The sequence below is a fragment of the Epilithonimonas xixisoli genome, from assembly GCF_004365655.1.
Classification (GTDB): Bacteria; Bacteroidota; Bacteroidia; order Flavobacteriales; family Weeksellaceae; genus Epilithonimonas; species Epilithonimonas xixisoli.
Genome location: NZ_SOEO01000002.1, coordinates 632,449 through 658,416, shown reverse-complemented (window position 1 = coordinate 658,416; position 25,968 = coordinate 632,449). Strand labels below are relative to the sequence as shown.

Genomic DNA, 25,968 nt, shown 5'->3' with positions numbered 1-25,968 from the left:
CGAATATTTTGGGCAGCTTTTCCGTCTTCCGTTCCCGCTATTTTTTGCCACAAATTACCAATTCCAAAGGAACGGTAGCTGTCCGCAAAAAATGAGCTCCACTCAAGCCGGGCTGCAGATTCAATACCAGAACAACGTTCCGTCTTAAAACAAATTTTCAACCCAAAACACCACTCTTTTCAAAAAAAAATATCCTAATTTTGAAGTATGCGAATAGAAAACGAAATCAAGTTGGGGTTCAAAGATGTGATGTTTCGCCCGAAACGTTCCACACTCAAATCCCGTAGCGAAGTCACGATAGAAAGAGAATTCACTTTTCTGCACACTCAGAAAAAATGGAGCGGTGTTCCTTTGATTGCTGCTAATATGGACACAGTCGGAACTTTCGAGATGGCAGAAGCTTTATCAAAAGAAAAAATAATCACCGCCATTCACAAGCATTATTCAATCGAAGAATGGAATCAATTCTTAGGCGGAAAATCCGACGAATTTTACCAATACATTGCGCTCAGCACCGGAACAGGAAAGGCTGACGAAGAAAAAATTAAAACAATTCTGGATGAAAATCCGAAAATCCAGTTTCTTTGCATTGATGTTGCAAACGGTTATTCCGAACATTTTGTAGAATTTGTAAAAAAAGCAAGAGAAAATTTTCCCGATAAAATCATTATTGCAGGAAACGTCGTAACCGGCGAAATGGTAGAAGAACTGATTTTGGCTGGTGCTGATATTATCAAAGTGGGAATTGGTCCAGGTTCCGTTTGTACAACGCGTGTAAAAACTGGCGTTGGTTATCCACAACTTTCTGCAATCATCGAATGTGCCGATGCAGCGCACGGATTGGGCGGACAAATCATCGGTGATGGTGGTTGCAAAGTTCCTGGTGATGTGGCAAAAGCGTTTGGTGGCGGTTCAGATTTTGTAATGCTCGGCGGAATGTTTGCCGGACACGACGAAAGTGGCGGCGAAATAGTGGAAGAAAATGGAAAAACTTTCAGATTATTTTACGGAATGAGTTCTCAAACTGCGATGGACAAACATTCAGGCGGCGTTGCAGAATATCGTGCCTCCGAAGGAAAAACTGTGAAAGTTGCATATAAAGGTCCTGTTTCTGACACGGTGAAAGATATTCTTGGCGGCGTACGTTCGACTTGCACTTATGTTGGTGCTTCAAAATTGAAAGAGCTTTCCAAGAGAACAACTTTTATCCGCGTTCAGGAGCAGGAGAATCAGGTTTTTAATGGATAATAATTGAGACAAATATTTCATATTACCAATGGCGATTATCTCACCAATGATTTGAAGAAAATTCCGATCGTTGGTGAGATCATTGTTTGTAGAGAAGCCTTGGTTTCTGGAGATTTGAAATCCGAATCTTTGGAAGAATTTTGGAAAGTGCGGGCAAAGTCAATCTCGGAAGATTACAATGTTTCAGAGGAAAGTTATTATGAAAAATCAGTTTCGGAATTTGAAAAGATTCTGAAAATTCCGGAAGGTTCTGAAGTCCATCTTTGGTTTGAAGATGATCTGTTTTGTCAGGTCAATTTGTGGTTTTGTATCACTTTACTTACAAATAAAAAATGATTTGAAAATCTATCGGATTTTCCAAAAAAGCTCAAAAGAAAATCATTGGAAAGGCTTTTCTGATAACGATAATTTCACATTGAAAGACTGTTTACATTCCAAAATTTTGTTGCGTGAAAATGATATTGAATTAGCTCAGAATCTTTGGAAATCTTATCAAAATAATGACCTTACTTCTTTGAAACAATTAGCCCAAAATGAATCAAACAGTTTTCATTTTTTGAAAGAAGTTATTGATTCGTTTATCGATATTAATCCAGAAAATTTCATTAAAAATCAAATTGAAAAAGGATTGCCAAATTTTGATTCTGTTTTTAAAAAATTTCAAGAAGAACTGGGGGTTTTTGGATTTGGAGATTTGCAAGTCAAAAAAATATATGAAAACATTTTGCGCCAATCAAAAGCCTAAATATATTCAGCAAGATCAAAACCCAATATTTTTCCGATTTGTAAAAAATCAGGATTCACATTCAAACTTGCGTTGATGGAAATGTTTTGATTGGTGATAGGATGTTGGAAATTAAGTTGATGAGAATGCAAGGGCATTGTAGTGACATTAAAAGCATTCAGCCACAATTTGTTTTGCTTGTTGCAACCGTGTTTTCTGCAACCTAAAATGGGATGCAAAATATGTTTGAAATGCTTTCTTAATTGATGAAATCTACCTGTCTCGGGAATTGCTTCTACAAAAGAATAACGAGAAGTTGGATGTTTTAGAAATGGTAAATCTATCTCAGAAGTTTGCAGACGACGATAATTAGTGATGGCATTTTGGACGATTTCATTTTCATTGGTCAAATCATAATCAATCGTTTCTTCCTCTTTTGTCCAACCTCGGACAATCGCCAGATATTTCTTTTCTACTTCGCGATTCATAAACTGGTCACTTATCAATTTAAGGGTTTCTTTATCAAATGCAAATAGCAAAACACCCGAAGTTTTTCGGTCTAAACGATGAACAAGATGAACCTTTTTTCCAATTTGATTCGCCAATTTCTCAACGGCGTATTCGTCTGCTGGGCCAGCATATTTTGACTTATGAACCAAAAGTCCGCTCGGTTTGTTGATTGCAATAAGATAGTCGTCTTGATAAAGAATTTCTAACATTGGGCAAAAGTAGAGATTTTCGCATCATCAATTCATTAGGAATAATGGTTCTTCAAGAAAAATCGTGGGTTTTTGTATGATTTTTATTTATAAAGTATTTTGTCACTGTCAGTCTGAGGTTCTCGAAGACCATAAAAAAATTCAAAAATCGGCAGATTTTTTCCTTATAAATTAAAACTTTGCTCGCTAGTAAAAATGATTGAATAAAATTCAGAGAGTAGAATTAGGCATTTCGATCATTATTAAAAACGTCATTCAAATGCAGAATCGTAAATAGCCCTGATGGTAGTGGAAATCCCACAGCAAGCCCTTCGACAGGCTCAGGACAGGCTGGCTTGCGAGGAATTGCAACGGACAGCAGGTTCTCGGCTTCTAAAGATTCAAAGTTTTGAGGTTCAAAATTCAAGGTTAAAAAAACTTCCATCTTCCATCATCTCACTTCCGGCAAAATCCTTATTTTTGCACTTCAATTAAACTAAATATGGCAAAGCAAGAAGATGTTTTCAAGAAAGTGATTTCTCACGCAAAGGAATATGGTTTTATTTTCCCAAGTTCTGAGATCTATGACGGACTTTCTGCGATCTACGATTACGGACAAAACGGTGCGGAACTGAAAAATAACATCAAACAATACTGGTGGAAAGCGATGGTTCAGCTGAACGAAAACATCGTGGGCATCGACTCTGCCATCTTTATGCACCCAACGATCTGGAAAGCTTCCGGACACGTGGACGCATTCAACGATCCATTGATCGACAATAAGGATTCTAAGAAAAGATTCCGTGCGGATGTCTTGATCGAGGATTATTGCGCAAAAATTGAGGACAAAGAAAATAAAGAAATCGAAAAAGCAGCCAAGAGATTTGGTGATGCTTTTGATAAAGCTGAATTTGAAGCTACGAATCCAAGGGTTTTAGAATATCGTGCGAAAAGAGCTGCGATCCTTACAAGAATGGCGAAATCTTTGGAAAACGAAGATCTTGCTGATGTAAAATCTCTCATCGAGGAATTGGAAATTGCTGATCCGGATACAGGTTCTAAAAACTGGACGGAAGTCCGACAATTCAACCTGATGTTTGGGACCAAATTGGGTGCTTCTGCTGATACCGCGACGGATCTTTACTTGAGACCAGAAACGGCTCAGGGAATTTTTGTGAATTATCTGAATGTTCAAAAAACTTCCAGACATAAATTACCTTTCGGGATTGCACAAATCGGGAAAGCATTTAGAAATGAGATCGTTGCGAGACAATTTATTTTCCGAATGAGAGAATTTGAGCAAATGGAAATGCAATATTTTGTAGCGCCTGGAACGGAGCTTGAATTCTACGAAAAGTGGAAACAAACACGTCTAAAATGGCATTTGGCGCTTGGATTGGGCGAAGATAATTACCGTTTCCACGACCACGAGAAATTGGCGCATTATGCGAATGCTGCAGCTGATATCGAGTTTAATTTCCCTTTTGGGTTCAAAGAATTGGAAGGAATCCACAGTAGAACCGATTTTGACTTGAAGGCGCACGAAAAATTCTCAGGAAGAAAATTACAGTATTTTGATCCGGAAAGAAATGAGAATTATGTGCCTTACGTTGTAGAAACTTCGGTTGGTTTGGACAGATTGTTCCTTGCCTTGTTCTCGACTTGTCTCAAGGATGAAGTTTTGGAAGATGGCTCTGAGAGAACCGTTCTAAGTTTGCCACCAGCTTTGGCGCCTGTGAAAGCAGCGATTCTTCCATTGATGAAAAAAGATGGTTTGGCTGAATATGCTGAGACGATCTTCAACGATCTGAAGTACGATTTCAACTTGTTCTACGAGGAGAAAGATGCGATTGGGAAACGTTATAGAAGACAAGACGCGATTGGAACGCCACTTTGTATCACGATAGATCACGATAGTTTGGTGGATAACACTGTAACCATAAGAGATAGAGACACAATGAAGCAGGAAAGAGTTCCTGTGGCTGACTTGAGGAGAATCATTGATGAGAAAACGAGTTTCAGGAATTTGCTTGCGAAGATTTAAGTCTTTGAGAACCTCTGACTGACACGTCATTTTAAATAAAAAAATCCCGATTATTAAATCGGGATTTTTTTATTTGTCTTTTACCAAATGAATCACTTGATCGTCCTGCGATATCAGCAATGAATCGCCTTTGGTTTCTGCAGAAATTGTACTTCTTTCGTAGAATTCTCCTTCTGCAGTTTTCTTTTTGAAATCCAGAACAAACTTGTTGTGATTGGATTCCAGAGTAATGGTTTTATCTTTTCCTTCTTCTATAAAAGTAGCTTTTGCACGGCTTCCATCCTCCGCTTTGTAAGAATAAGAAACTTCGGTTTTTGGTTTTTCTTTTGTGCAAGAAATCATTGATAAAGCGATTGCAAAGCTGGAAATTATAATAGTTGTTTTCATCTGTTATAGATTTTAATTGATGACTGTTTTTGTAGCAAAATGTTGTCCAAATTAAAAAAATCCTGAAACGAATTTCAGGATTTCAATGTAATTTTTATTTGATTATTTCTTCAAAGCTTTAATTCCCATTTCGAACAATGCAAAGCTCAGCAAATCGGCATTTTCACCAATCACTTGTTCTGTGGAACGTCCCGCGCCGTGACCTGCGTTTTTCTCGATTCTCAAGAGAATTGGATTGCTACAAGCCTGTTTCTCCTGCAACTCTGCTCCAAATTTGAAAGAATGCGCCGGTACTACTCTATCATCGTGATCACTTGTGATAATCATTGTTGAAGGATAGCAAGTTCCTGCTTTCACTTGATGAACTGGCGAATAAGATTTCAAATATTCAAACATTTCTTTGCTGTCTTCAGCCGTTCCGTAATCGTAAGACCAACCTGCACCAGCCGTGAATTTATTATATCTCAACATATCCAAAACACCAACGCCTGGAAAAGCGACTTTTGCCAAATCTGGCCTCATCGTCATCGTTGCGCCAACCAAAAGTCCACCATTGGAACGGCCAGAAAGCGCCATAAATTCCTTCGAAGTGTAACCTTTCGACTGTAGATATTCTCCAGCAGCGATGAAATCCTCAAACACGTTTTTCTTTTGTTGTTTTGTTCCTGCATCGTGCCATTTCTTACCGTATTCTCCACCACCACGGATGTTTGGAACCGCGTAGATTCCGCCGTTTTCCATCCAGATGGCATTCACAACCGAAAAGCCTGGTTGTAAACTAATGTTGAAACCGCCGTAAGAATAAAGGATTGTTGGATTTTTTCCGTCCAGCTTTGTTCCTTTTTTATAATTGATCATCATCGGAACTTTTGTCCCATCTTTTGAAGTGTAGAAAACTTGCTCAGAAACGTAATCGTCTGGATTGAATTTCACATTCGGTTTTTGGTAAACTTCTGATTTTCCAGAATCTACATTGTATTTGTAAATCGTTCCAGGCGTTATGTAATTGGTGAAAGAATAATAAATATCCTTTTCTTTTTCCTTACCTCCGAAACCAGAAATATTCCCTTTTCCAGGAAGTGAAATGTCTCTCACCAATTTCCCGGTTTTATCGAATTGTTTTACTATATCAATCGCATCTTTCATATATGTTGCGAAGAAATAACCACCACCTTCTGAGATTCCGAGTACATTTTCAGTCTCTGGAATCACATCTTTCCAGTTTTCCGGACTTGGATTTTTGATGCTCACTTTTACCAATCTCATATTCGGCGCATCTTTGTCTGTGAAGATGAAAAGGTCGTCTCCTTGCGTATCCACAATATCGGCATTGATGTCAAAACCTTTGTTGATCTGAACAAAATCGCCTCCGTTTTTTAAATCTTTGATGTACAGTTCGTTTCCGTTGGTTGCATTGGCTCCAGAAATAATCAAAAATCTTTGATCTTCTGAAACACCAGCAGAAAGATATCTTCTCGGTGTTTTTTCACCTCCGAAAATCAATTGATCTTCAGATTGTTTCGTTCCTAATTTGTGATAATAAACCTTGTGTTTGTCCGTCATTCCAGATAAAACAGTTCCTTCTTTCGGCTTGTCGTAGCTTGAGTAATAGAAACCTTCATCACCTTTCCAAGAGATTCCACTGAATTTCACATCTACAATCGTTTCATCGATTTGCTTTTTGGTGATGGCGTCGATAATGATGATTTTATTCCAGTCACTTCCACCTTCTGAGATAGAATATGCGGCAAGATTTCCTTTTTTGTTGAATGATAAATTGGAAAGCGAGGTTGTTCCTTTCTCCGAGAATTTGTTTGGATCAAGGAAAACTTCGATGTTTTTGGTTTTAAGACCAGTTCTATAGATCACAGATTGCGCTTGTAATCCGTTGTTTTTGGAGAAATAAGTATAATCGCCTTCTTTGAACGGCGCAGAGATTTTCTCATAGTTCCAGATGGTTCTCAGTTGATCTTTGATTTGATCTCGGAAAGGGATTTTGGAGAGATAGTTCTGGCTGTAAGCTACTTCCTCGTCCACCCATTTTTTGGTCGCTTCGGAATCATTTTCTAAATCGCGATAAACATCAGCAACTTGAGTTCCGAAATAATTGTCAACTTGAGTTCCTTTTACGGCTTTGGGATAATTTGACTTTGACATAGATTGAGCATTGGCACCAACATAGAAAACAACAGCGACTGTTGCAAAAATTGATTTTACTTTCATTTCTAATTTTTTGAATGTTTTCAAAAATACAAAAAAATAAAGCTTCCAAAATCGATTTCTAGTAGGTTTGTAATCTAAACTAATAGTCGATTTGTTTCCCAACATAGGTTTTGTAACCTCCGCCAAAGTCGTTTTGTTATAAAACGAGGGTTTTGTGACCTCCGCCAAATTTTTAGTTATCGTAATTAAATTATAAAAAGACTCTAGCTCTATTTGTATACTCGATAGTATATTTATTCTTATATCTTCCAAAATATATAAACTTATACTTTGGCAATTTTTCTTTATTTAAAACTATTCTTTTCTTATAATCGAATTTCAAAGTAACCTCTTTATCATGTGAAATAATATAAGAACCAGAATATCCCAACTGCGCAATAGTTTGTATCCTTTTTATTATATACAATTTTCTCATCCTCCCTAATCTCAACTATATTATCAAATGTTTCGGTAAAAAATATTATCGACTGGTCTTTTTTTAATTGTACTTTTTCTAATAAAAAAATTGAACCTTTATCATCTCTATCAACGGATAAAGCATTTTCGTAGATAGTTTTTGTACTTGAACAATTAAAAAAGAATAAAATCAGAACCAAGTAGTCTCTATTTAATATTTTCATTTATCAATTTTTGCTAATTGTAAATTTACTCAGAATTCTGAATTTCAATAAAAATTCCCTCGCCAAAGACGAAGGAACTTGATAAAATATGAATGTTTGCAATTATTTTTGACTCAGAAAATATTGAGCTTCCGCTTTTCCCCAATTCGGATCCAAAGCTGTTTTCGGTTTATAAGTTTCAAATTGCTCCAATGCTTTTTTGAATAATTCTGCGCCTTTCACTTTGCTTCCTCCAAATTGCTCTGGTGTAAAGTATAAATCTTCCGCTTTCAGAAGCGTGATTCTGGGATTGTTTGGATCAAGTTCCTGCGCTTTTGCCAATGACTTTTGTGCTACGGGTGCTTCGCTCATATATCTGGTCATCGGATCTACCATCATTTTCAGTCCGCTTGCCATTTTTTTGAGGATGTAAAGTTCGGCGTTATTTGGGCTAAGTTCTTCTGCTTTTGCAATATACTTTTCTGCCTCCGCAACCACTGGATCCAACTCTGCAGTTTTTCCAGATTGCATCATACTTCTGCCCTTTTGGATGGTTGCAAATCCTGCATAATAATAAGGCAACCATTGCGATTTTTCTTTGTTTCCGATTCTATCAAAATCATTCGCCAAAGCTGTGAATTCTTCTGCTGATTTTTGACCTTCTACTTTCGTTATTTTTTCTGTCATCGCTTTCTCATAAGCGGTTTGTGCGAATGCTGTAAATCCTAAAAGAGAAAGACTGAATGTTAAGATTAATTTTTTCATAATATAAATTTTTAGTTTGTTCTAATTTTCTGATTCAAAGATAGAATGAGTTTTATTCGATTAAAATTTTATTCTGCCGAACGGTAATTTTTGATGACTGAGTTGTAATTAAAAACGATTGTTTATTTAAAATTATCTTGATTAATTTGATTATCTCAATTCGCGAGATAATGAACAACTGAATTTTAGTCTTTTATCTTTTCTCTATTATCTTTATTCTTCTCACAAATTATTATTAATCGCATCATTCGTCTTATCAACACCGAAACTCACGAAAACACCAACAAAAACAAAGGTATTGACTGGCGGTCTCACAGCAGTTCTCGTATTTCCGTCCGCGGAATAATTGAAACCATAAACATTTTTATTTCCCAAAATATTATTAATGCTCAACACAAATACAGTAAACGATTTTGAGTCTTTTTTCCCAACACTCGGAACGTAATTCACACTGAAATTGAGTCCGCTGAAGTCTTTTAACTTGCCTTGATTTCTGAGAATATTTTCGCCATTGTTTGAGATTATATCATAGTAAGGACGACCTTTTGCATAAGTGTAAGACATATTAAAACCCGTTTTCCAATCCATAATAAACTTCTTTGCCACCACATTCAAAGTGTGTTTTGAAGCGAAATTTGGCGCTAAACTAAAAGGATAGTTTAAGAAGTCCCTTTTCGAGTCCAAGTAGGAATAGGTTATCCAATAATCAATGTCTTTGAAGGTTTTTTTGTCTCTCCAAAACAATTCGATTCCTTTTGCAAATCCGCCACCAGAATTGTTGCTTGCAAACTGCGTGTATTGATTATTTGGCGATAAAGAACTTTCGTTGGATACAGATGAAGTTTTAATCAATTTATCATAATTCTTATAAAATGCCTCAAATCTCAAGTTTCTCCCATCTGCATTTTTTTGAACTTGAAAAATATAATGGTCAGCTCTCTGAAAATCAAAATTGTTTGAAATCAAATATCTACTTTCTGGATTTTGGTAAAACATTCCGTACGCTAAAGATGTTGTCCAATTTTTGGAAATCCGAAAAGCCAAAGCAACTCTTGGTGAGAAATTCCATTTGTCGAGATAGGAAGAATGTTCCGTTCTTGCGCCAATTTTTGCTGATAAATCATTAGTGAAAATCAAATCGGTTTCTGCAAAAGCTGAGGAAATCAAATCCTTGTAATTCTTCTCGTAAAAACCATAATTCATTTTCTCATCCGCATTGTTAAGTTCAAATCCGGCTCTCACGGTATTGATTCCAACTTTTCTCTCAACCACCAACTTTCCATTAATATAATTGGATTGGCTGTTGATTTGTGTTTGATTAATTTCCACATCATTTAGAAGATTTGCGAAATTCAAATCATTAGAATTGAAAGTGTAGGAACCGCCAATATTGATAAGATATTTGCCAAATTTCTCTTTGTAAGACAAATTGTGATACATATTTTGACCTTTCAAACTCACATTATTTCTATCAAAATCCTTCTCCAAACTTTCGGATTCAACGGATAATTGATTTTGGTCCACACTTCCGTAATACTTAATGAAACCGCCTTTTTTAGTCTTAATTCTGAAATTCCCATCGAAGCCGTAACCCTGCGGATATTTACCAAAATCTGTATTGAAATTGAATAACTTTCCCATCAAACCAAGATTAGAATAACTCCCCGCAACGCCCCAAGAAGCAGTTTTATTTTGATTTAATTTTTGATAATTGGCACTAATAAAAATCGGAGAAACGCCAAAATCAAATGATGTAGTTTCCGGTAGATCAACACTTTCCAAAATCAAAACCGATGACAAAGCCTGCCCATAAACCGCTGAATATCCACCACTTGAAAAAATATTTCCTTTGAAAAGCGACGTATTGAATCTATCTCGACCCGCGATTCCAGGAACCGAATTTGTGAAATAATTGTTGATGAGATTCCCGTCCATAAAAATCTTGGTCTCCGCACCCGTTCCGCCTCGCACAAACAAACCTTCCGTCTCTCCCACTTTCTGAACGCCCGGCAAATAGCCCAAAGCCGAAGAAATCTGTCCGTCCGCTCCAGCCGTCGTGTAAATGTCCAAAGGCGTAAGCAAAGCTGTCGCCCTTTTTTTGTCGCTCGCTTCGATACTTCCTGCTGTAATTACAACGGCATTGATTTCATTAATCTGCGATTTCAAATTTGCGGGAATAGAAAGGTCTTTACCATCGATTTTTATTGGGATTTCTACGGATTCGTAATTGTTACCAGAGAAGACTAAAACTTGATTTCCGGATTCTGTAGTGGTAAAAGAATAGTTTCCATTGGCGTCGGAAGTTGCGCCATCATAAGTATCCTTAAGCGTGATATTTATATCTTTTAGAGCTTTGTTTTTGAAAGTTACCTTTCCTGAAATCGTGATTTGCGACCAGATGCATATGCTCATTAAAATTGATAGTAAGCCGAATATTTTACGTTGCGTTTTCATATCTCATAATTTTGATTCAAAGATATTTGAGCTTAGCTTAATTAAAAACTAATTCTGACTGAACGGTAATTTTATTGAACCGAACGGTCAATGTTTCACGTAAAACATTTTTGTAAAATTCTGATTATTAATAATTTAAATATAAAATTAAATTTCGAAGCTTTGAAATGCATCAATAATATGTGTGATTTCCAAAGTTTTTTGTTTGTTGGGAAGTACAGAAATAATATCGAAACGAACTTCTTTATTGATGTTATTTTCCTCGATGTAATAATTGGTGGCTGATATTAACAGTTTGATTTTCTTTTTGTTAACCGCTTCCTGAGGTTCCAAAAATGCATCTGTGTGTCTGGCTTTGACTTCTACAACCACAATTTGATTTTCGAATTCTGCGATGATGTCCACCTCAGCTTTCAAGTAACGAAAATTGCGGGCAAGAATCTTGTAATTGGCCTTAACCAAAAAATCTACAGCCAAGTCTTCTGCTATTTTTCCAAATTCGTTGTGGTCCGCCATAAGCTATAAATGATAAGTGATAGTTGATGAATGATTTAGAACTTAATCTTCACATCTTTCCCTACTTTCATTGTAATTTCTGAACCAATAATCAACGGTCTGTTGTCATAAATGTGGCCGTTTGGAAAATTGAATGCTGTTGGAAAATCGTATTTGGAAACTCTATTTGAAATCTGTTGATTGACGAATGGGTCGAAAGATTCTTCGTAGCTTTTGTTCTCATTTTCTTTTCCCATATTGGTCATTCCGCCAACGATGAGTCCTTTGATTTTTTTGAAAACACCTGCTAATTCCAAGCTCATAATCATTCGGTCCATTGCGTAGAAATTCTCACCAATGTCTTCTATGAATAAAATCTTATCCGTGAAATCGAAAGAATATTTGGTTCCCAAAAGTGCATAAATCAACGCAAGATTTCCGCCAACCAAAGTTCCGGAAGCCTCTCCTACTCTATTGTTTTCTGTGGAATCGATTTTGTAGTTTGGGAATTTTCCTTTCAGAATATCGAAGGTTAAGTCATAACTTTCATCCGTTACGCCAAAGCTGGACGTTTTGATGGTTTGTCCGTGAATGGATGCAAAACCTTTTTTCAACAGATAACTTTGGATTACTGTATTATCAGAATAGCCAATAAACCATTTTGGATTTTTCTTAAATTCCTTCAAATCCAAATGCTGAACCAAATGCTGACAACCGTAACCACCTCGGGAAGCCCAGATTGCGGAAATCTCCGGGTCGTTCAAAGCCCAATTGATGTCTTTAATCCGTTGTTCTTCTGTTCCGGCGTATGAATAGCCATTTTGGAATTTTGTATAGAGATTTTCGCCTAAAACTGGTTCGTAACCTTTGCTTTTGATTAAAGTTAAAGTTTTTTCTAATTGAGTTTCTTCAACAGAGCCAGCGGGGGAAATGATGGCGATTTTGTCTCCTTTTTTGAGTGGTTTTGGGAAAGTGATGTTTCGCATTTGTGTTAGTTTTTATTTTAGCGCAAAGGTCGCAAAGATTTTTTTTATTTTATTGAAAATGTTTTAAGTTTCGCAAAGACGCTTTGCTCAGGGAAGTTTTTAGTTTTGTCCTTTCTTAAATTTTTAAAGATTGGCAAAATTGAATTTTATGGTGAGCGTCGATTGGTGGCAAATCTTCAACTTTGCGAAGCGCGCCCCGACCTGAGTGGAGCTCTTTTTTTGTAGCTGGAGAAGTGAGGGCAAAAAAAAGCGGGAACGGAGGGCGGAAATCGGCGCCAAAATTATATTTATCTTTTTTTCGGTTGTTGCTTCTCGGCTTTTTCTAATTTTTCTTCGAACTTATTGAACTTTTTGAAACTTTGAAGAAAGATAATAACACTGAAAATCATCAAGATACAACCAACAGCTTTTCGGATTTTGTTGGCTACACGTTGGTTGAGTCTGTCGTGGAATTGTTTTGCTAAAATAATTTTGGATAAATCTATCAACAAATATGTTCCAATCACAATCCCAATGTAAAGAACGAAATCCTCCACTTTTGGATAGGCATTTCGGACAGAAACTACGGTTACGAGCCAGAAAAGGACGACGCCGATATTCAATAAATTGAGTAAAAATCCGTTGAGAAAGGTTTTGATGTAGTTTTGGTCGATGAGTTTTTCCTCGCCTTCGATGTGCATTTTTGTCCTCGAAAGAAGCATATAAATGGCATAAATAAGAATCAGAAAGGCGGAAATCCGGTAAAATCCTGGATGTTTGTCGATAAGGCTCACCAAGTCCGCACTGGCATAATAACTGACAACTATGCAAAGCAAATCCGCAGTGACCACGCCAATATCCAAGGCAATCGCGTGTCTGGGACCTCTGGAAAAACTGGTTTCTATGAGCAGGAAAAAGATGGGTCCGATGAACACCAAACTCAGCATAATTCCCAGGCCGACTGCGTATAAAATGAGTTCTAACATTCTTAGTTTTTTGTGAAAAGCAAAATGTATGTTGTGAAAGACGAAGACAAAAATACATTTTAGTTTTTAAATAAAGTGATTTGAAAATATAAACTTGAAATCTTGAACCACATAGACACATAGTTTTATTTAAAGTTTGAAAATAGAAAAGCCAAAATAGAGATTTCTATTTCGGCTTTTAATTCCTATGTGCCTATGTGGTTAATCCTACTCCACAATTTTGAAATCTAGTTGTTTTGCAATCAAATTGGCTTTTACCACTTTGATTTTGACCTCGTCTCCAAGTTGGAAAGTATTCCCGGTTCTGGAACCGATAATTGAGTAATTTTTTGCATCCAATGAGTAAGAATCGTCAACCAAATCACGGAGTTTTATCATTCCTTCTGCACCATTTTCAGGGATTTCTACCCAGAAACCGTATTCTGCAACGCCGGAAATAACGCCTGAGAAAACTTCTCCAACGTGGTCTTCCATAAATTTGACCTGCATAAATTTGATGCTTTCTCTTTCTGCCTCAGAAGCCAGTCTTTCCATTGCCGAACAATGTTTGGATTGTTCTTCCACCACTTCTCTGTTAGGAGATTTTCCGCCGTCTAAATAATGCTGAAGCAATCTGTGCGCAATCAAATCCGGATAACGGCGGATGGGCGATGTGAAATGCGAATAATATTCGAAGCCAAGTCCGTAATGACCAATCGGGTCTGTGGAATAAACAGCTTTGCTCATACTTCTCATTGCCAAGGTTTCAATCATATTTTCTTCGCCTTTTCCTTTGACGTCGCTCAATAATCTGTTTAATGATTGAGCAACTGTTTGGGTATTTGCCAAGTCCATTTTGTAACCGAAAGTGCCTACGAAATCTCTCAAAGCGGTCAATTTCGCTGGGTCTGGGTCGTCGTGGATTCTGTAAATGAAAGTGTTTCCGGTTGGCTCGTTTCTTTTGTTTAATGAAATAAATTCGGATACTTTTTTGTTGGCCAAAAGCATAAATTCCTCAATCAAATGGTTGGAATCTTTGCTGACTTTGAAGTAAACACCAATTGGTTTGCTGTTCTCATCAAGGTTAAATCTTACCTCACTCCTATCAAAAGTAATCGCGCCATTTCGGATTCTTTCGGCTCTTAGAATTTTCGCCAATTTATCAAGCTGAAGAATTTCTGTTGTCAAATCACCTTCCTGAGTTTCGATTCTTTCCTGAGCTTCCTCGTAAGAAAATCTTCTGTCGGAATGGATTACGGTTCTACCAAACCATTGTTTGTGGATTTTCGCATCTTCATCCAGTTCGAAAACAGCGGAAAATGTGAACTTATCTTCATTTGGTCGCAGTGAACAAACATCATTACTCAAAACCTCCGGAAGCATCGGCACTACTCTATCGACAAGATAAACTGATGTTGCTCTTTTGTAAGCTTCATCGTCCAGAATAGTTCCAGGTTTCACGTAATGCGAAACGTCCGCAATGTGAACGCCGATTTGCCACAATCCATTTTCTAATTTCTGAATTGATAACGCATCATCGAAATCTTTCGCATCTTTTGGGTCAATCGTAAATGTGCAAATATCACGCATATCCCAACGTTTAGCGACTTCTTCATCGTTGATGCTTCTGTCGATTTGGTCTGCGTCGTGCTCCACTTCCGGTTCGAAATTGTAAGGCAAACCATATTCCGCAAGAATCGCGTGGATTTCTGTTTCGTGGTCGCCAGGCGTTCCAAGAACGGTTACGATTTCTCCTTCAGGATTTTTGCTTCCTGGTCGCCATTCGCGCATTTTGACGATGACTTTGTCGCCATCTTGAGCGCCATTGAAATGATTTTTTGAGATGAACATATCCGTATTCATCGTTCTCTTTTCAAAAACTACAAATCCGAAATCCTTATCCGCAATCTGTTGGAAAATCCCAACAAAAGTATCTTTCGCACGTTCCAGAACTTCTGCAACGGAACCTTCTACTTTTTTACCTTTGAAATTGTAAGTTACCAAAAGCACTTTGTCGCCTTGCAAAGCATCTTTCACATTTTTCTGATGCACAAAGATATCATCCGGCATTCCTTCTACTTTTACGTAAGCATTTCCGGATTGGTTGAAGTCTATGACACCTGTCAAAGTCCCTTCAATATTGAGGTTGACGATATATTTTCCTTTTTCGGTTTCTTTGATTTTCTGTAGCGCCTGCAATCTGTGAAGCGCCTGGATTACAAGTTCTCTCTGTCTAGGATTCTTGTAATCTATGCCATCCGCAATCTGTTTGTAATTGTAGATTTTGGATGTTTTCTGATTCATAAAACGAAGGATTGTTCTTCCTAAATCCAAAAGTTTCTGTTCGTTTTTATGAGATGTATTTTTTTTGTTTTTCATTGTTTTTCTAATTTCTATAGGAATTTTATTCCTCTTTTATTATCATTATTATCCTTGTGTACAGACAGGACAACCGTTATTAGTTTTTGGTCCTGGAACAACAGGGCAATTATCTATTCTATCTTCTACTCCATCGTTATCTGTATCTATAAATCCTTTACCTACAGCAGAATCAGGAATAGTAGGATATTTATCATCCTTATCCAAAATCCCATCGCCATCTGTATCTGGCCAAGGACAACCTTTGTTTTCAGATGGACCCACTACATCTACGCACACATCATCTTTATCAACAATACCATCATTATCGGTATCTTTCCAAGCACAGCCATTATTCTCTGCAACTCCAAATACTTTTGGACATTCATCCAAATAAAATAAAACAGAATCTTTGTCCTCATCACTAAGGCAAATCTTTTTACTAAATTCTTTTCTGCATTTTTTGAATTTTTCTTTATCAGCAATCTCCTGCGAAGAACAAAACAGAAAAACAAAAAATAATATAAAGGAAAGCTGGATTTTCATTGGTATTTTTTAAAATTAGTGTTCTTGTTTTGTTGGGATTTCTACCCAATTTTTGTTTTGGTATTGATAGGTTTTTGTTACTACATTTTCATAATTCATATTATACATATAACTAACTTTAACAATTCGGTTTGGAAGATTTATAAATGAAAGTTCTAACGTATTAAAGTTTCTAATATCATTTGAATTATCATTAATCAAATTGACATTGTTTTCTTTATCATAAGGAAAATAATATATTGTTTGTTGTTCTTTTTCACCTTTTCTATAAGTGCCTATTTTTTGTTTTCGAAAGAATTCTTTTAGATAAACGTAGTATTTATTGTGATAATTGAAATAATTACTATACAAATTATTTTTATTAACCTTTTTTGTTTTGTCGATTGGTTTTACAAAATCTAAATCTTGATTTGATAGAATTAGATTTTTCTTCAATTTATTGCTTATAGATTTTATATTTTTTTTGGACCAGAATATCTCTTCATTAAAATTAGATGCTAGTATTTTTTTATCAATATCACATACATACATTTGAGGTTCTTCATCAAGTGGATTTCTATTATTTACTCTTAAAATGAAAACCAAATTTTCTGATTTAATGTTTTCTTTATCAAAATCATCTATAATCTTACTCACTAAAGATTGATAATTAATCTTTTTTTTCTCATTTTTTACTGTATCAGAAATTTGATTCCATATCATTTGTTTATTATAACAAGATGCAGTATCCATTTTTTTCTGCCCAAAACCAAGCAAAAACATAAAAACCAACAGAAAAGAAAATAAAGTTTTCATCATTTTAAAATTTACTGAGATTCGCAGTAATTAATCATCAATAAAGATAAAATAAAATAGGGGAGTTTGGGAAACCTTTGTATTAATTTATGGTTTCTTGAGAAAGAACTTTCTCTGTGAAATGCGTTGCAAAGATATAACTTTAAAAATAAAGCCTGTAATCTTAGCAATTACAGGCTTTTTATGTTTAGCAAAATGCGATTTTATCAACTCGGTTTTGATGTCTTCCACCTTCAAAATCTGTCGTTAGGAATTTATCTACAATTTCGAATGCCAGTTCTTTTGAAATGAATCTTGCCGGAATCGAAATCATATTCGCATCGTTATGTTGCCTTGCAAGAGAAGCAATTTCCGGCATCCAACACAATGCGCATCTTATTTTCTGATGTTTGTTTGCCGTGATTTGTACGCCGTTTCCGCTTCCACAAATCAAAATTCCAAGTTCATTTTCTCCGTTTTCTACAGACGTTGCAGATGGATGTACAAAATCAGGATAATCAACAGAATCAGCAGAGTATGTGCCAAAATCTTGGACTTCATACTTGCCGTCGAGGTATTTTTTTATTAGTTCTTTATACTCAAAACCCGCGTGGTCACAGGCTATTGCAATCTTTTTCATTTCTTTTAAATTATAGATTTATTTCAAGGATAAAATTAATACATATTTTATTAATGTTGGTATACTATTTTAATACAATTAATAACAATACAACGAATTAATTATCTAAATATCAACTATATAAAATTAACAATGATAATTAAATAATCAAATTTTACAATCATTAATAAAAAGATAATAGAATGTTAGAAATTGTTAGAAAACCTGTGGATAACTTCTGTCAAGTATTTCTTTTGATAACTGATAAATTTTAGTAATGGAATATTTTCTGGCAACTTCAATTCTTTATTTCAAATTAGTTTTAATTCACTTCGAGGAAGTTTATCCCCAGAATGGTTTCTAATATTGAGATTTGAAATTAATTACAAACATTTGTTGATAACAATCTTAATGATTTGATTATCAATATTAAATTAATGTTAAAAACCTACTCATTAATCCACATTTCGTGTGATGAAAAAATCAAGTTTTATTTCTCCGCATACTACCGCACTACAACAATACACTACAATATTATTTTTTTATAAAAAGAAAAAAAGATGTATAATAATGTAATGAAAGTTTGTGGATTCTTTTTGCAAATTAAATTTTTGAAAGGGAAGAATAAGTTTTAAATTTGTGAAACAAAGAGGGCAGGATTTTTTGTCTTCTTTCTGTAAAACCTTAAATAATATTTTGAATGAAAACTATAAAAGATTTCGATTTTAAAAACAAAAAAGCTTTAGTACGCGTTGACTTCAATGTTCCTCAGGACGAAAATCTAAAAGTGACGGACAATACCAGAATTGTTTCTGTAAAACCTACCGTTGATAAAATCCTTGCTGATGGCGGTTCTGTAATCTTAATGACGCACCTTGGAAGACCAAAAGGCGAAGTAAACGACAAATATTCGCTTAAAAATATTCTGGATGAAGTTTCTTCAGTTCTTGGTAAAGAAGTGAAATTTGTGGATGAATCAATAGGAGAGAAGGCTGAGCAGGCTTCCGCTGAACTTCAACCTGGCGAAATTCTTTTGTTGGAGAATCTTCGTTTTCATAATGAGGAAGAAAAAGGTGATGAAGCTTTTGCTGAGAAATTATCAAAATTAGGTGATGCTTATGTAAATGATGCTTTCGGAACTGCGCACAGAGCGCACGCTTCCACAGCTGTAATTGCAGAATTTTTTCCTTCTACTAAATTTTTCGGTTTACTAATGGAAAATGAATTAGTGGCGATTGATAAAGTTCTTAAATCTGGTGAAAAGCCTGTAACTGCGATACTTGGAGGTTCTAAAGTTTCTACAAAAATTACAATTATAGAAAATATTCTTCCAGCAATTGATAACTTAATCATCGGTGGTGGAATGTCTTTCACATTCATCAAAGCATTGGGTGGGAAAATTGGACAATCTATTGTTGAAGACGATAAATTAAGTTTAGCTCTTGAAATTCTTGAAAAAGCAAAAGGACACAATGTAGAAGTTTATCTTCCTACAGACGTTGTAATTGCTGATGATTTCAATAATGAAGCTGAGAAGAAAGTAGCTGATATCAGAGAGATTCCAGAAGATTGGCAAGGTTTGGATGCAGGTCCAAAATCAAGAGAAATCTTTAATGATGTTTTATTGAATTCAAGAACAATTCTTTGGAATGGTCCAATCGGAGTTTTTGAAATGTCAAATTTTGCTGATGGAACTAAAGCTTTAGGTGAAAGTATTGCTGAAGCTACAAAACTTGGCGCATTTTCATTAGTTGGAGGTGGAGATAGTGTTGCTTTTGTGAAACAATTCGGATATTCTGACAAAGTAAGTTATGTTTCCACTGGAGGAGGAGCAATGTTGGAAAGTTTGGAAGGTTTGGAACTTCCAGGTGTTGCCGCGATTAATAAATAATTGAATATCAATAATATATAAAATAAAAAATCCATTTCTAAAAACTTTAGAAATGGATTTTTATTTGTCTTTGTAATGTCCAAGAGCGGAAGCCACGATTACAATTATTTCATTATCAATTATTTGGTAAACAACTCTATCTTTTTTGTTTAGTTCTCTTGACCAAAATTCTTCATTACCAAAATGTTTTAATCTCTCAGGATTTCCAATTCCTTCTCTTGGATTTTCAGAAAGTTCCATAATAATTTGTTCAAATCTTTTTATATCTCGTGTATTTCCAGATTTATAAATTTTTTGAATGTCTTTCCTGGCACTTTTTTCTATTTCTACATAATACTTTTCCATACATTCTTAGGGTCTATGCGGATAGTATTTTCTTTTCTGTTTTCACGAAGTCTAGCAAGTCTTTCTAAAATCACAGGATTTGTAATTTCGTTGTCTTCAACTTCCTCAATTTCCAAATTCATTGCTTTGAAAAAAGTTTTGATAAGAAGTTTTTCTTTTTTATTTCTTGGAGTTACTTTTATAGTTGTCATCTTGGATTTGGTTTTCTTTAATTCAAAGTTAGATAAAATAAATTATTTGAGATTTATTAAATAAAAATTAGAAATTTTATCTAAATACATCGAAAATTGACCTTCAGAAACTACTCAAAAATCGATTTTCTATTTTTTTTCGATAATGTATATCAAACTGGAAAATTCTGTGTTAAAAAGTGCTTTTATGTTAGAAATCGTTCCGTGAACCACTGCTTTTAGCCAAAAAAGAGGTGATTTCTTATATTTTTCACTCAACATCGAGATATAAAATGAGTCGAGTAGTAGAGGCTTAATTTTTCTTAATTTCCAGTCTGAATTTTTTGAAATCAGATTTTCCATTCCATTTTTTGAAAAATGGAAGATGTGTCTTGGTACATCATAAGCCGCCCAAAATTCTTTATAATGTTTCGCATCGTAAGAAGTTGGATTAGGAACTGCGATAATCAACAAACCTTTTTCCTTTAATTTTGAATGAAAAATATCCAACATTTCGTTCTGATTTTCGATGTGTTCGAAAACGTGCCACAATGTAATTGCATCCAGACTTTGATTTTCGATTGCACTTAAATCATCAATAATTTTAGCTTTTGATGTCTTATTTATTGCCGCATTTCTTGCATCGGAATTTGGTTCAAATCCAAAAGTTTCAAAATCATTTTCAATATATTTTACAAATTCTCCGGCGCCACATCCATAATCTAAAACTTTGGAATTTTTTTTTATTCTATCGATTAGAATTGTTTTCTTGTATTGAAGATTGAATGATTGTAGAAATTTATAAACTTTCTCCTTCAAACTTCCAGTGTCCTGATGGTGCGAAATATAATCTTCACTCTCATAATATTTGGAGATATTCGATGGAATAGGAGTGGTTTTGAAAACACCTTTTGTTTCAGTTTCTATAATTTCGAATTCTTCCTGAGAAAGAAAATGGTCTTTAATTTTCATTTTAAAATTTGTTATTTAAACAAAAAGAACAATGAAATTGCATTGTTCTTGGATATGTTTCACGTGGAACATTACTAATTATCTTCCTAAATAAATCAGTAAAACATTGATATCAGAAGGAGAAACACCACTTATTCTTCCTGCTTGAGCAATTGTAACTGGTCTTACTGTGGTCAACTTTTGCTTGGCTTCTGTAGATAGAGATGATAGTTTAGAGTAATCGAAATCTATTGGAATTTTAAATGTTTCCAAACGATTAAGTTTAGCTACATTTTCCTTTTCTTTCTCGATGTAACCTTTGTATTTGATATTGATTTCAGCTTGTTCTCTTACTTCTTCTTTGTAAGCAGAAGTAATGTCCTTGATAGTTTGAATCTCATCTAATTTATCCAACGTCATATTTGGACGAGTTAAGTAATGAGAAGCTCTGTAAGCTTGGTCAACAGGCGAAGATTCAATTGATTCTAAAATTGGATTGATAGTGCCTGGTTTAATAGAAGTTTCTCTTAAATAGGCTTCAAGTTCATCACTTTTTGTGATTTTTTCCTGAACATTTCTCAATCTCTCTTCTTTTGCTAGACCAAGATTGTAAGCTTTTTCAGTCAATCTAATGTCTGCATTATCTTGTCTCAAAAGCAATCTGTATTCTGCTCGGGAAGTGAACATTCTGTAAGGCTCCTCAGTTCCTTTTGTAATCAAATCATCGATTAAAACGCCGATATAAGCCTCATCTCTGTTGAGAATGAATTCACCCTTGTCGTGAACTTTGTTATGCGCATTAATACCTGCCATTAAGCCTTGTCCTGCTGCTTCTTCATAGCCAGTCGTTCCATTGATTTGACCAGCGAAATATAGATTTTGAATCAACTTCGTTTCAAGTGTATGATAGAGTTGGGTAGGAGGGAAGTAATCGTATTCGATAGCGTAGCCAGGACGGAAAACTTTGACATTTTCGAATCCCGGAATATGTCTCATTGCTTTAATTTGAACATCCTCTGGAAGAGAAGAGCTGAATCCATTCACGTAGATTTCCACGGTTTTCCATCCTTCTGGTTCTACGAAAAGTTGATGTCTGTTTCTCTCTGCAAAACGGTTGATTTTATCTTCAATACTTGGACAGTATCTTGGTCCTGTACTTTGAATAGTTCCGTTGAACATTGGGCTTCTATCAAATCCTTCACGTAAAATATCGTGAACCGTTTCGTTGGTATAAACAATATGACAGCTTAATTGTTTTGTTAATTTAGGTGTATCTAAATAACTGAATTTCTGAGGATTTTCGTCTCCTTTTTGTTCCTCCATTTTGGAATAATCGAGGCTTCTTCCATCTACACGCGGAGGTGTTCCTGTTTTCATTCTTCCTGATTCGAAACCTAAAGAGACCAATTGTTCTGTGATTCCAAAAGCTCTTGGTTCGCCCATTCTTCCGCCACCTAATTGTTTGTCTCCAACGTGGATTAAACCATTTAGGAATGTTCCGTTTGTGAGAACCACAGATTTAGAACGGATTTCGATTCCTAGTCCTGTTACAACTCCGACAGCTTTACCATTTTCTATGATTAGGCTTTTGACCATATCCTGAAAGAAGTCAAGATTTGGTGTATTTTCCAATGCTAGACGCCATTCTTCAGCGAAAAGCATTCTGTCATTTTGAGTTCTTGGTGACCACATTGCCGGACCTTTGGAAAGATTCAACATCTTGAATTGAATCGCAGATTTGTCTGCAATGATACCGGAATATCCTCCCATTGCGTCTATTTCGCGGACGATTTGTCCTTTGGCAATTCCACCCATTGCTGGGTTGCAACTCATTTGTCCAATGGTTTGCATATTCATTGTGACCAAAAGGGTTTTGGAACCTAAATTGGCTGCTGCAGCTGCGGCCTCACAACCTGCGTGGCCTGCACCAACGACGATGACATCGTATGTATCTGTAATCATTTTATTTGCTTTTGGCTAATAGCACAAGACTAGTAGCAATAAAATTTTAATTTTTTAAATTTAATGTTCCACGTGAAACATTGCACAAACTTAATTCGAAAATAGAAGCGTAACTAGCCCCGATTGCAACGGAAATCCTTTTTGTAAGAAGCGATGGGAAAAGCAAGGACTTGCAAAAAGATTGCAGTGGAAAGCGGGATTAAGCTCCTAAAAATTTAAATACCGATTGATATAGAAATCTTCTTTTTGTCGCATTGTGGATTCTTCTTCCTCGGTTTTGTCCTTGTATCCGCAAAGATGAAGGAGACCGTGAGCCAAAACTCTTCTAAATTCTGATTCGGAATCCTGAGATAGGGTAGAAGCGTTGTCCAAAATGCGCGGCAAAGATACGAAAATATCTCCTGAGATGGTTTTTCCCTTCACATAGTCAAACGTGATGATGTCTGTGTAATAATCGTGGTCGAGATAATCCTGATTGACCTTGAGCAGATACTCATCATCGCAAAAGATGTAATTGATGTCGCCGGGTTTTTTGTTCTCGGAAAGAATTAAATCTTCCAACCAAGTTGAGATGTTGGAATCGATGTTTTTTTGATCGATATTTTCGAAGAAATAGTTTATCATATTTTTAAAACCAATGTCCTAAGATGACGCTGAAAACGCCTTTGTGTTTGTTGAGTGATTTGCTGTAGTTCAATTTTATTTGTCCGAAAGGGGATTTGTATCCCGCGGTAATTCCAAGAGAACTATAATTTAATTTCACTGCATCCTCAAATTTGATGGAGCTGAAAAGATTGGCGATGCTGAAGTTTCCGACCAAGAAATAGTTTTTCCCGAATCTAAACTGAAAATCGTTGGAAGCAAGGAAAATATTATTGTCATTCAGCGCTGCAAATTGATAACCGCCAAATCTCTTAAAATTGCCCAGAGATTGCTCAAATATTCCACCAATCCTGTATTGGTAAAATGATGGTAGTGTTTCACCAACTGTAATTCCACCGTAAAGGTTAAGTCTGTAGGTGAAGAGTTTTGAAACGAAGAAATTCATTTTGATGTCTGCTTTTATGAGAATTGGTTTCTTCTCCAAATCTGTATTGAAAAGGTCGATAATTTTTCCTTCGGCATTTAAGTAAAATCCTTTGGTCGCAAAATCTTTATCATTTTGCGTGTCGCTTTTTACGAAGACATAAGGATTGAGGTATTTTTCTGTTTTTTCATCGAAACCATTTCTGTCGCTTTCAAAATAGTCGTAACTAAGTCCACCACCGATTGCAAATTTGTCTTTCCAAACGGACTGGATGTAGGCTTCGTTTCTGAACCATTTCCAAGTTTCAATGGTATAATTGTCTGTATTTTTCAGGTCAAAACTCATTCCAGAAGAATATAAGCCGAAACCTGGGATGTAGCCATTATCAATGAAATAGTTGAAATAATAGCGAGGATTATCTCCCACAACAACGTCTAAGGAAAGATTGGAATTTCTGAAAAGCAATCGTTTTGCAGAATAATTTAATAATAATCCAGTTTTAAAAATCTCATCATAATGCAAACCGAATTTCAGAAAATGACGTGTTTCATCTTCTTCTACAATTAGTTTCAGATAGGAACTGTTATTTTCCCGAATGATGTCGTAATTAATGAATTTGTAGTTGTTGGTTGCATAGAGTTTATCTAGCATCTTGTTGATACTCCCGTAAGTCTGCATAGAAGGCAGTTTGAACCCCATTTTTCCTCGAACGTAGTTTGATTTGTAGATTCTTCCGTTTTCCACTACAAGGCTGTCGATTTTGTAAACGCTGGAATAGATTGGATTGATGGAAGAACGGATTCTTTCGAAATTTCGTTTGGGTAATTTGTTGAGAATATCTGTGTATTTCAAAGCTTCCACATAACCACTATCAAGGATTTTGCGCTTGTTATCATAGCTTGTGGCGGTCATACCGGTAAGATCTGGTTTGATGTTAATATCAGTAAAATTATATTGGTGGATCGTTTCTTTTTGAATTCCGAAATCAATGATTTGATTCAAAATTGAAATCATATTGTTAAGATTATCTCGTTTTGCCAAAGGTTGATTGAGATCGACGCCAATTACAATATCGATTCCTTTATCTTTCAGAGGTTTGGATGGAAAATTGACCGTCATCGCACCATCTACATAAATGCTATCGCCGATTTTTACAGGTTCTAACAACGAGGGAAATGCCGAGCTTGCCATAATGGATGATACCAAATCGCCCTTTTCAAAAATCTTCATTTGACCGCTTTCTATATTGGTTCCAATACACATAAAGGGAATTGGAAGCTGGGAAAAATCGTCGATATTGGAGACGTTTCTTAAAAGTTCTTTCAGTAGATACACGTTTCTCTGCCCTGTACTAATCGACGAAGGAAAGCTGATTTTTCCGTTTTTAAGTGGAACAGAAAAAAGATATTTATCAACGCTTTTATTGAAAAAGCTGGTTTCCTGACGCGTTTTTGGGTCGGTAATCAACGAGTAGAAATCCGTATCCATCACAATTTTCTCAATATCTTTCCCCGTGTAGCCAGAAGCGTACAAACCGCCGACAATCGCGCCCATACTGGTTCCGGAAATGTAATCGATTTTAACGCCGAGTGAATCCAAAACTTTCAAAACACCAACGTGCGTAAAACCTTTGGCTCCACCGCCGGACAGCGAAAGTCCGATTCTTGGATTTTTCGGGATGACAAGATTTTCCTTTACCTGAGAATTTATCGTCAGATAAGCCAAGAAAATTACCAGATAAAAGAGTTTCTTAATCAT

The 25,968-nt window shown here is 35.6% G+C and carries 24 protein-coding genes and 1 pseudogene; 5 read left to right on the top strand and 20 right to left on the bottom strand.

The genetic code is table 11. The features are described 5' to 3' along the window. Positions 1-207 precede the first annotated feature (207 nt). From B0I22_RS10420 to B0I22_RS10410, 3 genes are all read left to right on the top strand, one after another. Complete coding sequence (locus B0I22_RS10420; RefSeq protein WP_133944594.1) at positions 208-1,248, top strand: GMP reductase; 1,041 nt, start codon at positions 208-210, stop codon at positions 1,246-1,248. Between the two features lie 3 nt (positions 1,249-1,251). Then, positions 1,252-1,584: a DUF1835 domain-containing protein gene (locus B0I22_RS10415; protein ID WP_221411228.1), complete on the top strand. Its 333-nt coding sequence runs from the start codon at positions 1,252-1,254 to the stop codon at positions 1,582-1,584. 178 nt (positions 1,585-1,762) lie between these two features. Then, a complete protein-coding gene (locus B0I22_RS10410) occupies positions 1,763-1,993 on the top strand; it encodes a hypothetical protein (protein ID WP_166668218.1) in 231 nt (76 codons plus the stop codon). Here B0I22_RS10410 and B0I22_RS10405 read toward each other — a convergent pair. After that, the gene (locus B0I22_RS10405; RefSeq protein WP_133944592.1) at positions 1,990-2,691 is read right to left on the bottom strand and encodes a pseudouridine synthase; all 702 of its coding nucleotides are present in this window, start codon (positions 2,689-2,691) and stop codon (positions 1,990-1,992) included. The two genes, B0I22_RS10410 and B0I22_RS10405, sit on opposite strands and share 4 nt — an antisense overlap. Before the next feature lie 223 nt (positions 2,692-2,914). Continuing rightward, positions 2,915-3,115 (bottom strand): hypothetical protein, encoded by a 201-nt coding sequence (locus B0I22_RS10400; protein ID WP_133944591.1) that lies wholly within the window; start codon positions 3,113-3,115, stop codon positions 2,915-2,917. 57 nt (positions 3,116-3,172) lie between these two features. On the opposite strand from B0I22_RS10400, the gene B0I22_RS10395 reads away from it, so the two are divergent. Continuing rightward, on the top strand, positions 3,173-4,714 hold the full coding sequence (locus tag B0I22_RS10395) for a glycine--tRNA ligase (RefSeq protein WP_133944590.1): 1,542 nt from the start codon (positions 3,173-3,175) through the stop codon (positions 4,712-4,714). Between the two features lie 69 nt (positions 4,715-4,783). Here B0I22_RS10395 and B0I22_RS10390 read toward each other — a convergent pair whose 3' ends face one another. The 12 genes and pseudogenes from B0I22_RS10390 to rpiB form a co-directional block, all read right to left on the bottom strand. Continuing rightward, entirely contained in the window at positions 4,784-5,101 is a 318-nt protein-coding gene (locus B0I22_RS10390) for a hypothetical protein (protein WP_133944589.1), read from the bottom strand. Between the two features lie 102 nt (positions 5,102-5,203). Further along, the gene (locus tag B0I22_RS10385; RefSeq protein WP_133944588.1) at positions 5,204-7,324 is read right to left on the bottom strand and encodes a prolyl oligopeptidase family serine peptidase; all 2,121 of its coding nucleotides are present in this window, start codon (positions 7,322-7,324) and stop codon (positions 5,204-5,206) included. Positions 7,325-7,659: 335 nt separating this feature from the next. Continuing rightward, entirely contained in the window at positions 7,660-7,944 is a 285-nt protein-coding gene (locus B0I22_RS10380) for a hypothetical protein (RefSeq protein WP_133944587.1), read from the bottom strand. A gap of 102 nt (positions 7,945-8,046) precedes the next feature. Then, positions 8,047-8,688, bottom strand: a complete 642-nt coding sequence (locus B0I22_RS10375; protein ID WP_133944586.1) for a tetratricopeptide repeat protein — start codon at positions 8,686-8,688, stop codon at positions 8,047-8,049. A gap of 222 nt (positions 8,689-8,910) precedes the next feature. Beyond that, positions 8,911-11,100, bottom strand: coding sequence for a TonB-dependent receptor (locus B0I22_RS10370; RefSeq protein ID WP_246022194.1), 2,190 nt, complete (start codon positions 11,098-11,100; stop codon positions 8,911-8,913). A gap of 189 nt (positions 11,101-11,289) precedes the next feature. Next, entirely contained in the window at positions 11,290-11,658 is a 369-nt protein-coding gene (locus B0I22_RS10365) for a YraN family protein (protein WP_133944584.1), read from the bottom strand. A gap of 35 nt (positions 11,659-11,693) precedes the next feature. Next, on the bottom strand, positions 11,694-12,623 hold the full coding sequence (locus B0I22_RS10360; RefSeq protein ID WP_133944583.1) for a S66 peptidase family protein: 930 nt from the start codon (positions 12,621-12,623) through the stop codon (positions 11,694-11,696). A gap of 287 nt (positions 12,624-12,910) precedes the next feature. Further along, positions 12,911-13,588: a LysE family translocator gene (locus B0I22_RS10355; protein WP_133944582.1), complete on the bottom strand. Its 678-nt coding sequence runs from the start codon at positions 13,586-13,588 to the stop codon at positions 12,911-12,913. 207 nt (positions 13,589-13,795) lie between these two features. Beyond that, positions 13,796-15,946: a ribonuclease R gene (gene rnr / locus B0I22_RS10350; RefSeq protein ID WP_133944581.1), complete on the bottom strand. Its 2,151-nt coding sequence runs from the start codon at positions 15,944-15,946 to the stop codon at positions 13,796-13,798. Positions 15,947-16,000: 54 nt separating this feature from the next. Next, a pseudogene (locus B0I22_RS16470) lies at positions 16,001-16,288 on the bottom strand (thrombospondin type 3 repeat-containing protein); the annotation flags it as partial. A 198-nt stretch (positions 16,289-16,486) separates the two neighbouring features. Beyond that, on the bottom strand, positions 16,487-17,269 hold the full coding sequence (locus B0I22_RS10340) for a hypothetical protein (protein WP_133944579.1): 783 nt from the start codon (positions 17,267-17,269) through the stop codon (positions 16,487-16,489). Between the two features lie 184 nt (positions 17,270-17,453). Further along, positions 17,454-17,885, bottom strand: coding sequence for a ribose 5-phosphate isomerase B (gene rpiB, locus B0I22_RS10335; RefSeq protein ID WP_133944578.1), 432 nt, complete (start codon positions 17,883-17,885; stop codon positions 17,454-17,456). Between the two features lie 679 nt (positions 17,886-18,564). On the opposite strand from rpiB, the gene B0I22_RS10330 reads away from it, so the two are divergent. Beyond that, positions 18,565-19,755 (top strand): phosphoglycerate kinase, encoded by a 1,191-nt coding sequence (locus B0I22_RS10330; RefSeq protein ID WP_133944577.1) that lies wholly within the window; start codon positions 18,565-18,567, stop codon positions 19,753-19,755. Between the two features lie 60 nt (positions 19,756-19,815). Here the strand turns inward: B0I22_RS10330 and B0I22_RS10325 are convergent, their stop codons facing one another. The 6 genes from B0I22_RS10325 to B0I22_RS10300 form a co-directional block, all read right to left on the bottom strand. Next, entirely contained in the window at positions 19,816-20,100 is a 285-nt protein-coding gene (locus B0I22_RS10325; protein WP_133944576.1) for a Txe/YoeB family addiction module toxin, read from the bottom strand. Continuing rightward, positions 20,082-20,291: a hypothetical protein gene (locus B0I22_RS10320; RefSeq protein WP_133944575.1), complete on the bottom strand. Its 210-nt coding sequence runs from the start codon at positions 20,289-20,291 to the stop codon at positions 20,082-20,084. The genes B0I22_RS10325 and B0I22_RS10320 overlap by 19 nt, the downstream gene beginning before the upstream one ends. Before the next feature lie 129 nt (positions 20,292-20,420). Further along, on the bottom strand, positions 20,421-21,242 hold the full coding sequence (locus B0I22_RS10315; RefSeq protein ID WP_133944574.1) for a class I SAM-dependent methyltransferase: 822 nt from the start codon (positions 21,240-21,242) through the stop codon (positions 20,421-20,423). Between the two features lie 78 nt (positions 21,243-21,320). Next, on the bottom strand, positions 21,321-23,183 hold the full coding sequence (mnmG, locus tag B0I22_RS10310) for a tRNA uridine-5-carboxymethylaminomethyl(34) synthesis enzyme MnmG (protein WP_133944573.1): 1,863 nt from the start codon (positions 23,181-23,183) through the stop codon (positions 21,321-21,323). A 207-nt stretch (positions 23,184-23,390) separates the two neighbouring features. Further along, on the bottom strand, positions 23,391-23,807 hold the full coding sequence (ybeY, locus tag B0I22_RS10305; RefSeq protein WP_133944572.1) for an rRNA maturation RNase YbeY: 417 nt from the start codon (positions 23,805-23,807) through the stop codon (positions 23,391-23,393). 4 nt (positions 23,808-23,811) lie between these two features. Further along, positions 23,812-25,968: a patatin-like phospholipase family protein gene (locus B0I22_RS10300; RefSeq protein WP_133944571.1), complete on the bottom strand. Its 2,157-nt coding sequence runs from the start codon at positions 25,966-25,968 to the stop codon at positions 23,812-23,814.

Coding starts and splice junctions, on each gene's coding strand:
- B0I22_RS10300 (WP_133944571.1), bottom strand. CDS start 25,968: ATGATTAAGAAACTCTTTTATCTGGTAATTTTCTTGGCTTATCTGACG.
- B0I22_RS10420 (WP_133944594.1), top strand. CDS start 208: ATGCGAATAGAAAACGAAATCAAGTTGGGGTTCAAAGATGTGATGTTT.
- B0I22_RS10365 (WP_133944584.1), bottom strand. CDS start 11,658: ATGGCGGACCACAACGAATTTGGAAAAATAGCAGAAGACTTGGCTGTA.
- B0I22_RS10340 (WP_133944579.1), bottom strand. CDS start 17,269: ATGATGAAAACTTTATTTTCTTTTCTGTTGGTTTTTATGTTTTTGCTT.
- B0I22_RS10400 (WP_133944591.1), bottom strand. CDS start 3,115: ATGGAAGTTTTTTTAACCTTGAATTTTGAACCTCAAAACTTTGAATCT.
- rnr (WP_133944581.1), bottom strand. CDS start 15,946: ATGAAAAACAAAAAAAATACATCTCATAAAAACGAACAGAAACTTTTG.
- B0I22_RS10370 (WP_246022194.1), bottom strand. CDS start 11,100: ATGAGCATATGCATCTGGTCGCAAATCACGATTTCAGGAAAGGTAACT.
- B0I22_RS10360 (WP_133944583.1), bottom strand. CDS start 12,623: ATGCGAAACATCACTTTCCCAAAACCACTCAAAAAAGGAGACAAAATC.
- B0I22_RS10315 (WP_133944574.1), bottom strand. CDS start 21,242: ATGAAAATTAAAGACCATTTTCTTTCTCAGGAAGAATTCGAAATTATA.
- ybeY (WP_133944572.1), bottom strand. CDS start 23,807: ATGATAAACTATTTCTTCGAAAATATCGATCAAAAAAACATCGATTCC.
- B0I22_RS10385 (WP_133944588.1), bottom strand. CDS start 7,324: ATGAAAGTAAAATCAATTTTTGCAACAGTCGCTGTTGTTTTCTATGTT.
- rpiB (WP_133944578.1), bottom strand. CDS start 17,885: ATGAAAAAGATTGCAATAGCCTGTGACCACGCGGGTTTTGAGTATAAA.
- B0I22_RS10325 (WP_133944576.1), bottom strand. CDS start 20,100: ATGGAAAAGTATTATGTAGAAATAGAAAAAAGTGCCAGGAAAGACATT.
- B0I22_RS10375 (WP_133944586.1), bottom strand. CDS start 8,688: ATGAAAAAATTAATCTTAACATTCAGTCTTTCTCTTTTAGGATTTACA.
- mnmG (WP_133944573.1), bottom strand. CDS start 23,183: ATGATTACAGATACATACGATGTCATCGTCGTTGGTGCAGGCCACGCA.
- B0I22_RS10355 (WP_133944582.1), bottom strand. CDS start 13,588: ATGTTAGAACTCATTTTATACGCAGTCGGCCTGGGAATTATGCTGAGT.
- B0I22_RS10380 (WP_133944587.1), bottom strand. CDS start 7,944: ATGAAAATATTAAATAGAGACTACTTGGTTCTGATTTTATTCTTTTTT.
- B0I22_RS10330 (WP_133944577.1), top strand. CDS start 18,565: ATGAAAACTATAAAAGATTTCGATTTTAAAAACAAAAAAGCTTTAGTA.
- B0I22_RS10390 (WP_133944589.1), bottom strand. CDS start 5,101: ATGAAAACAACTATTATAATTTCCAGCTTTGCAATCGCTTTATCAATG.
- B0I22_RS10405 (WP_133944592.1), bottom strand. CDS start 2,691: ATGTTAGAAATTCTTTATCAAGACGACTATCTTATTGCAATCAACAAA.
- B0I22_RS10320 (WP_133944575.1), bottom strand. CDS start 20,291: ATGACAACTATAAAAGTAACTCCAAGAAATAAAAAAGAAAAACTTCTT.
- B0I22_RS10395 (WP_133944590.1), top strand. CDS start 3,173: ATGGCAAAGCAAGAAGATGTTTTCAAGAAAGTGATTTCTCACGCAAAG.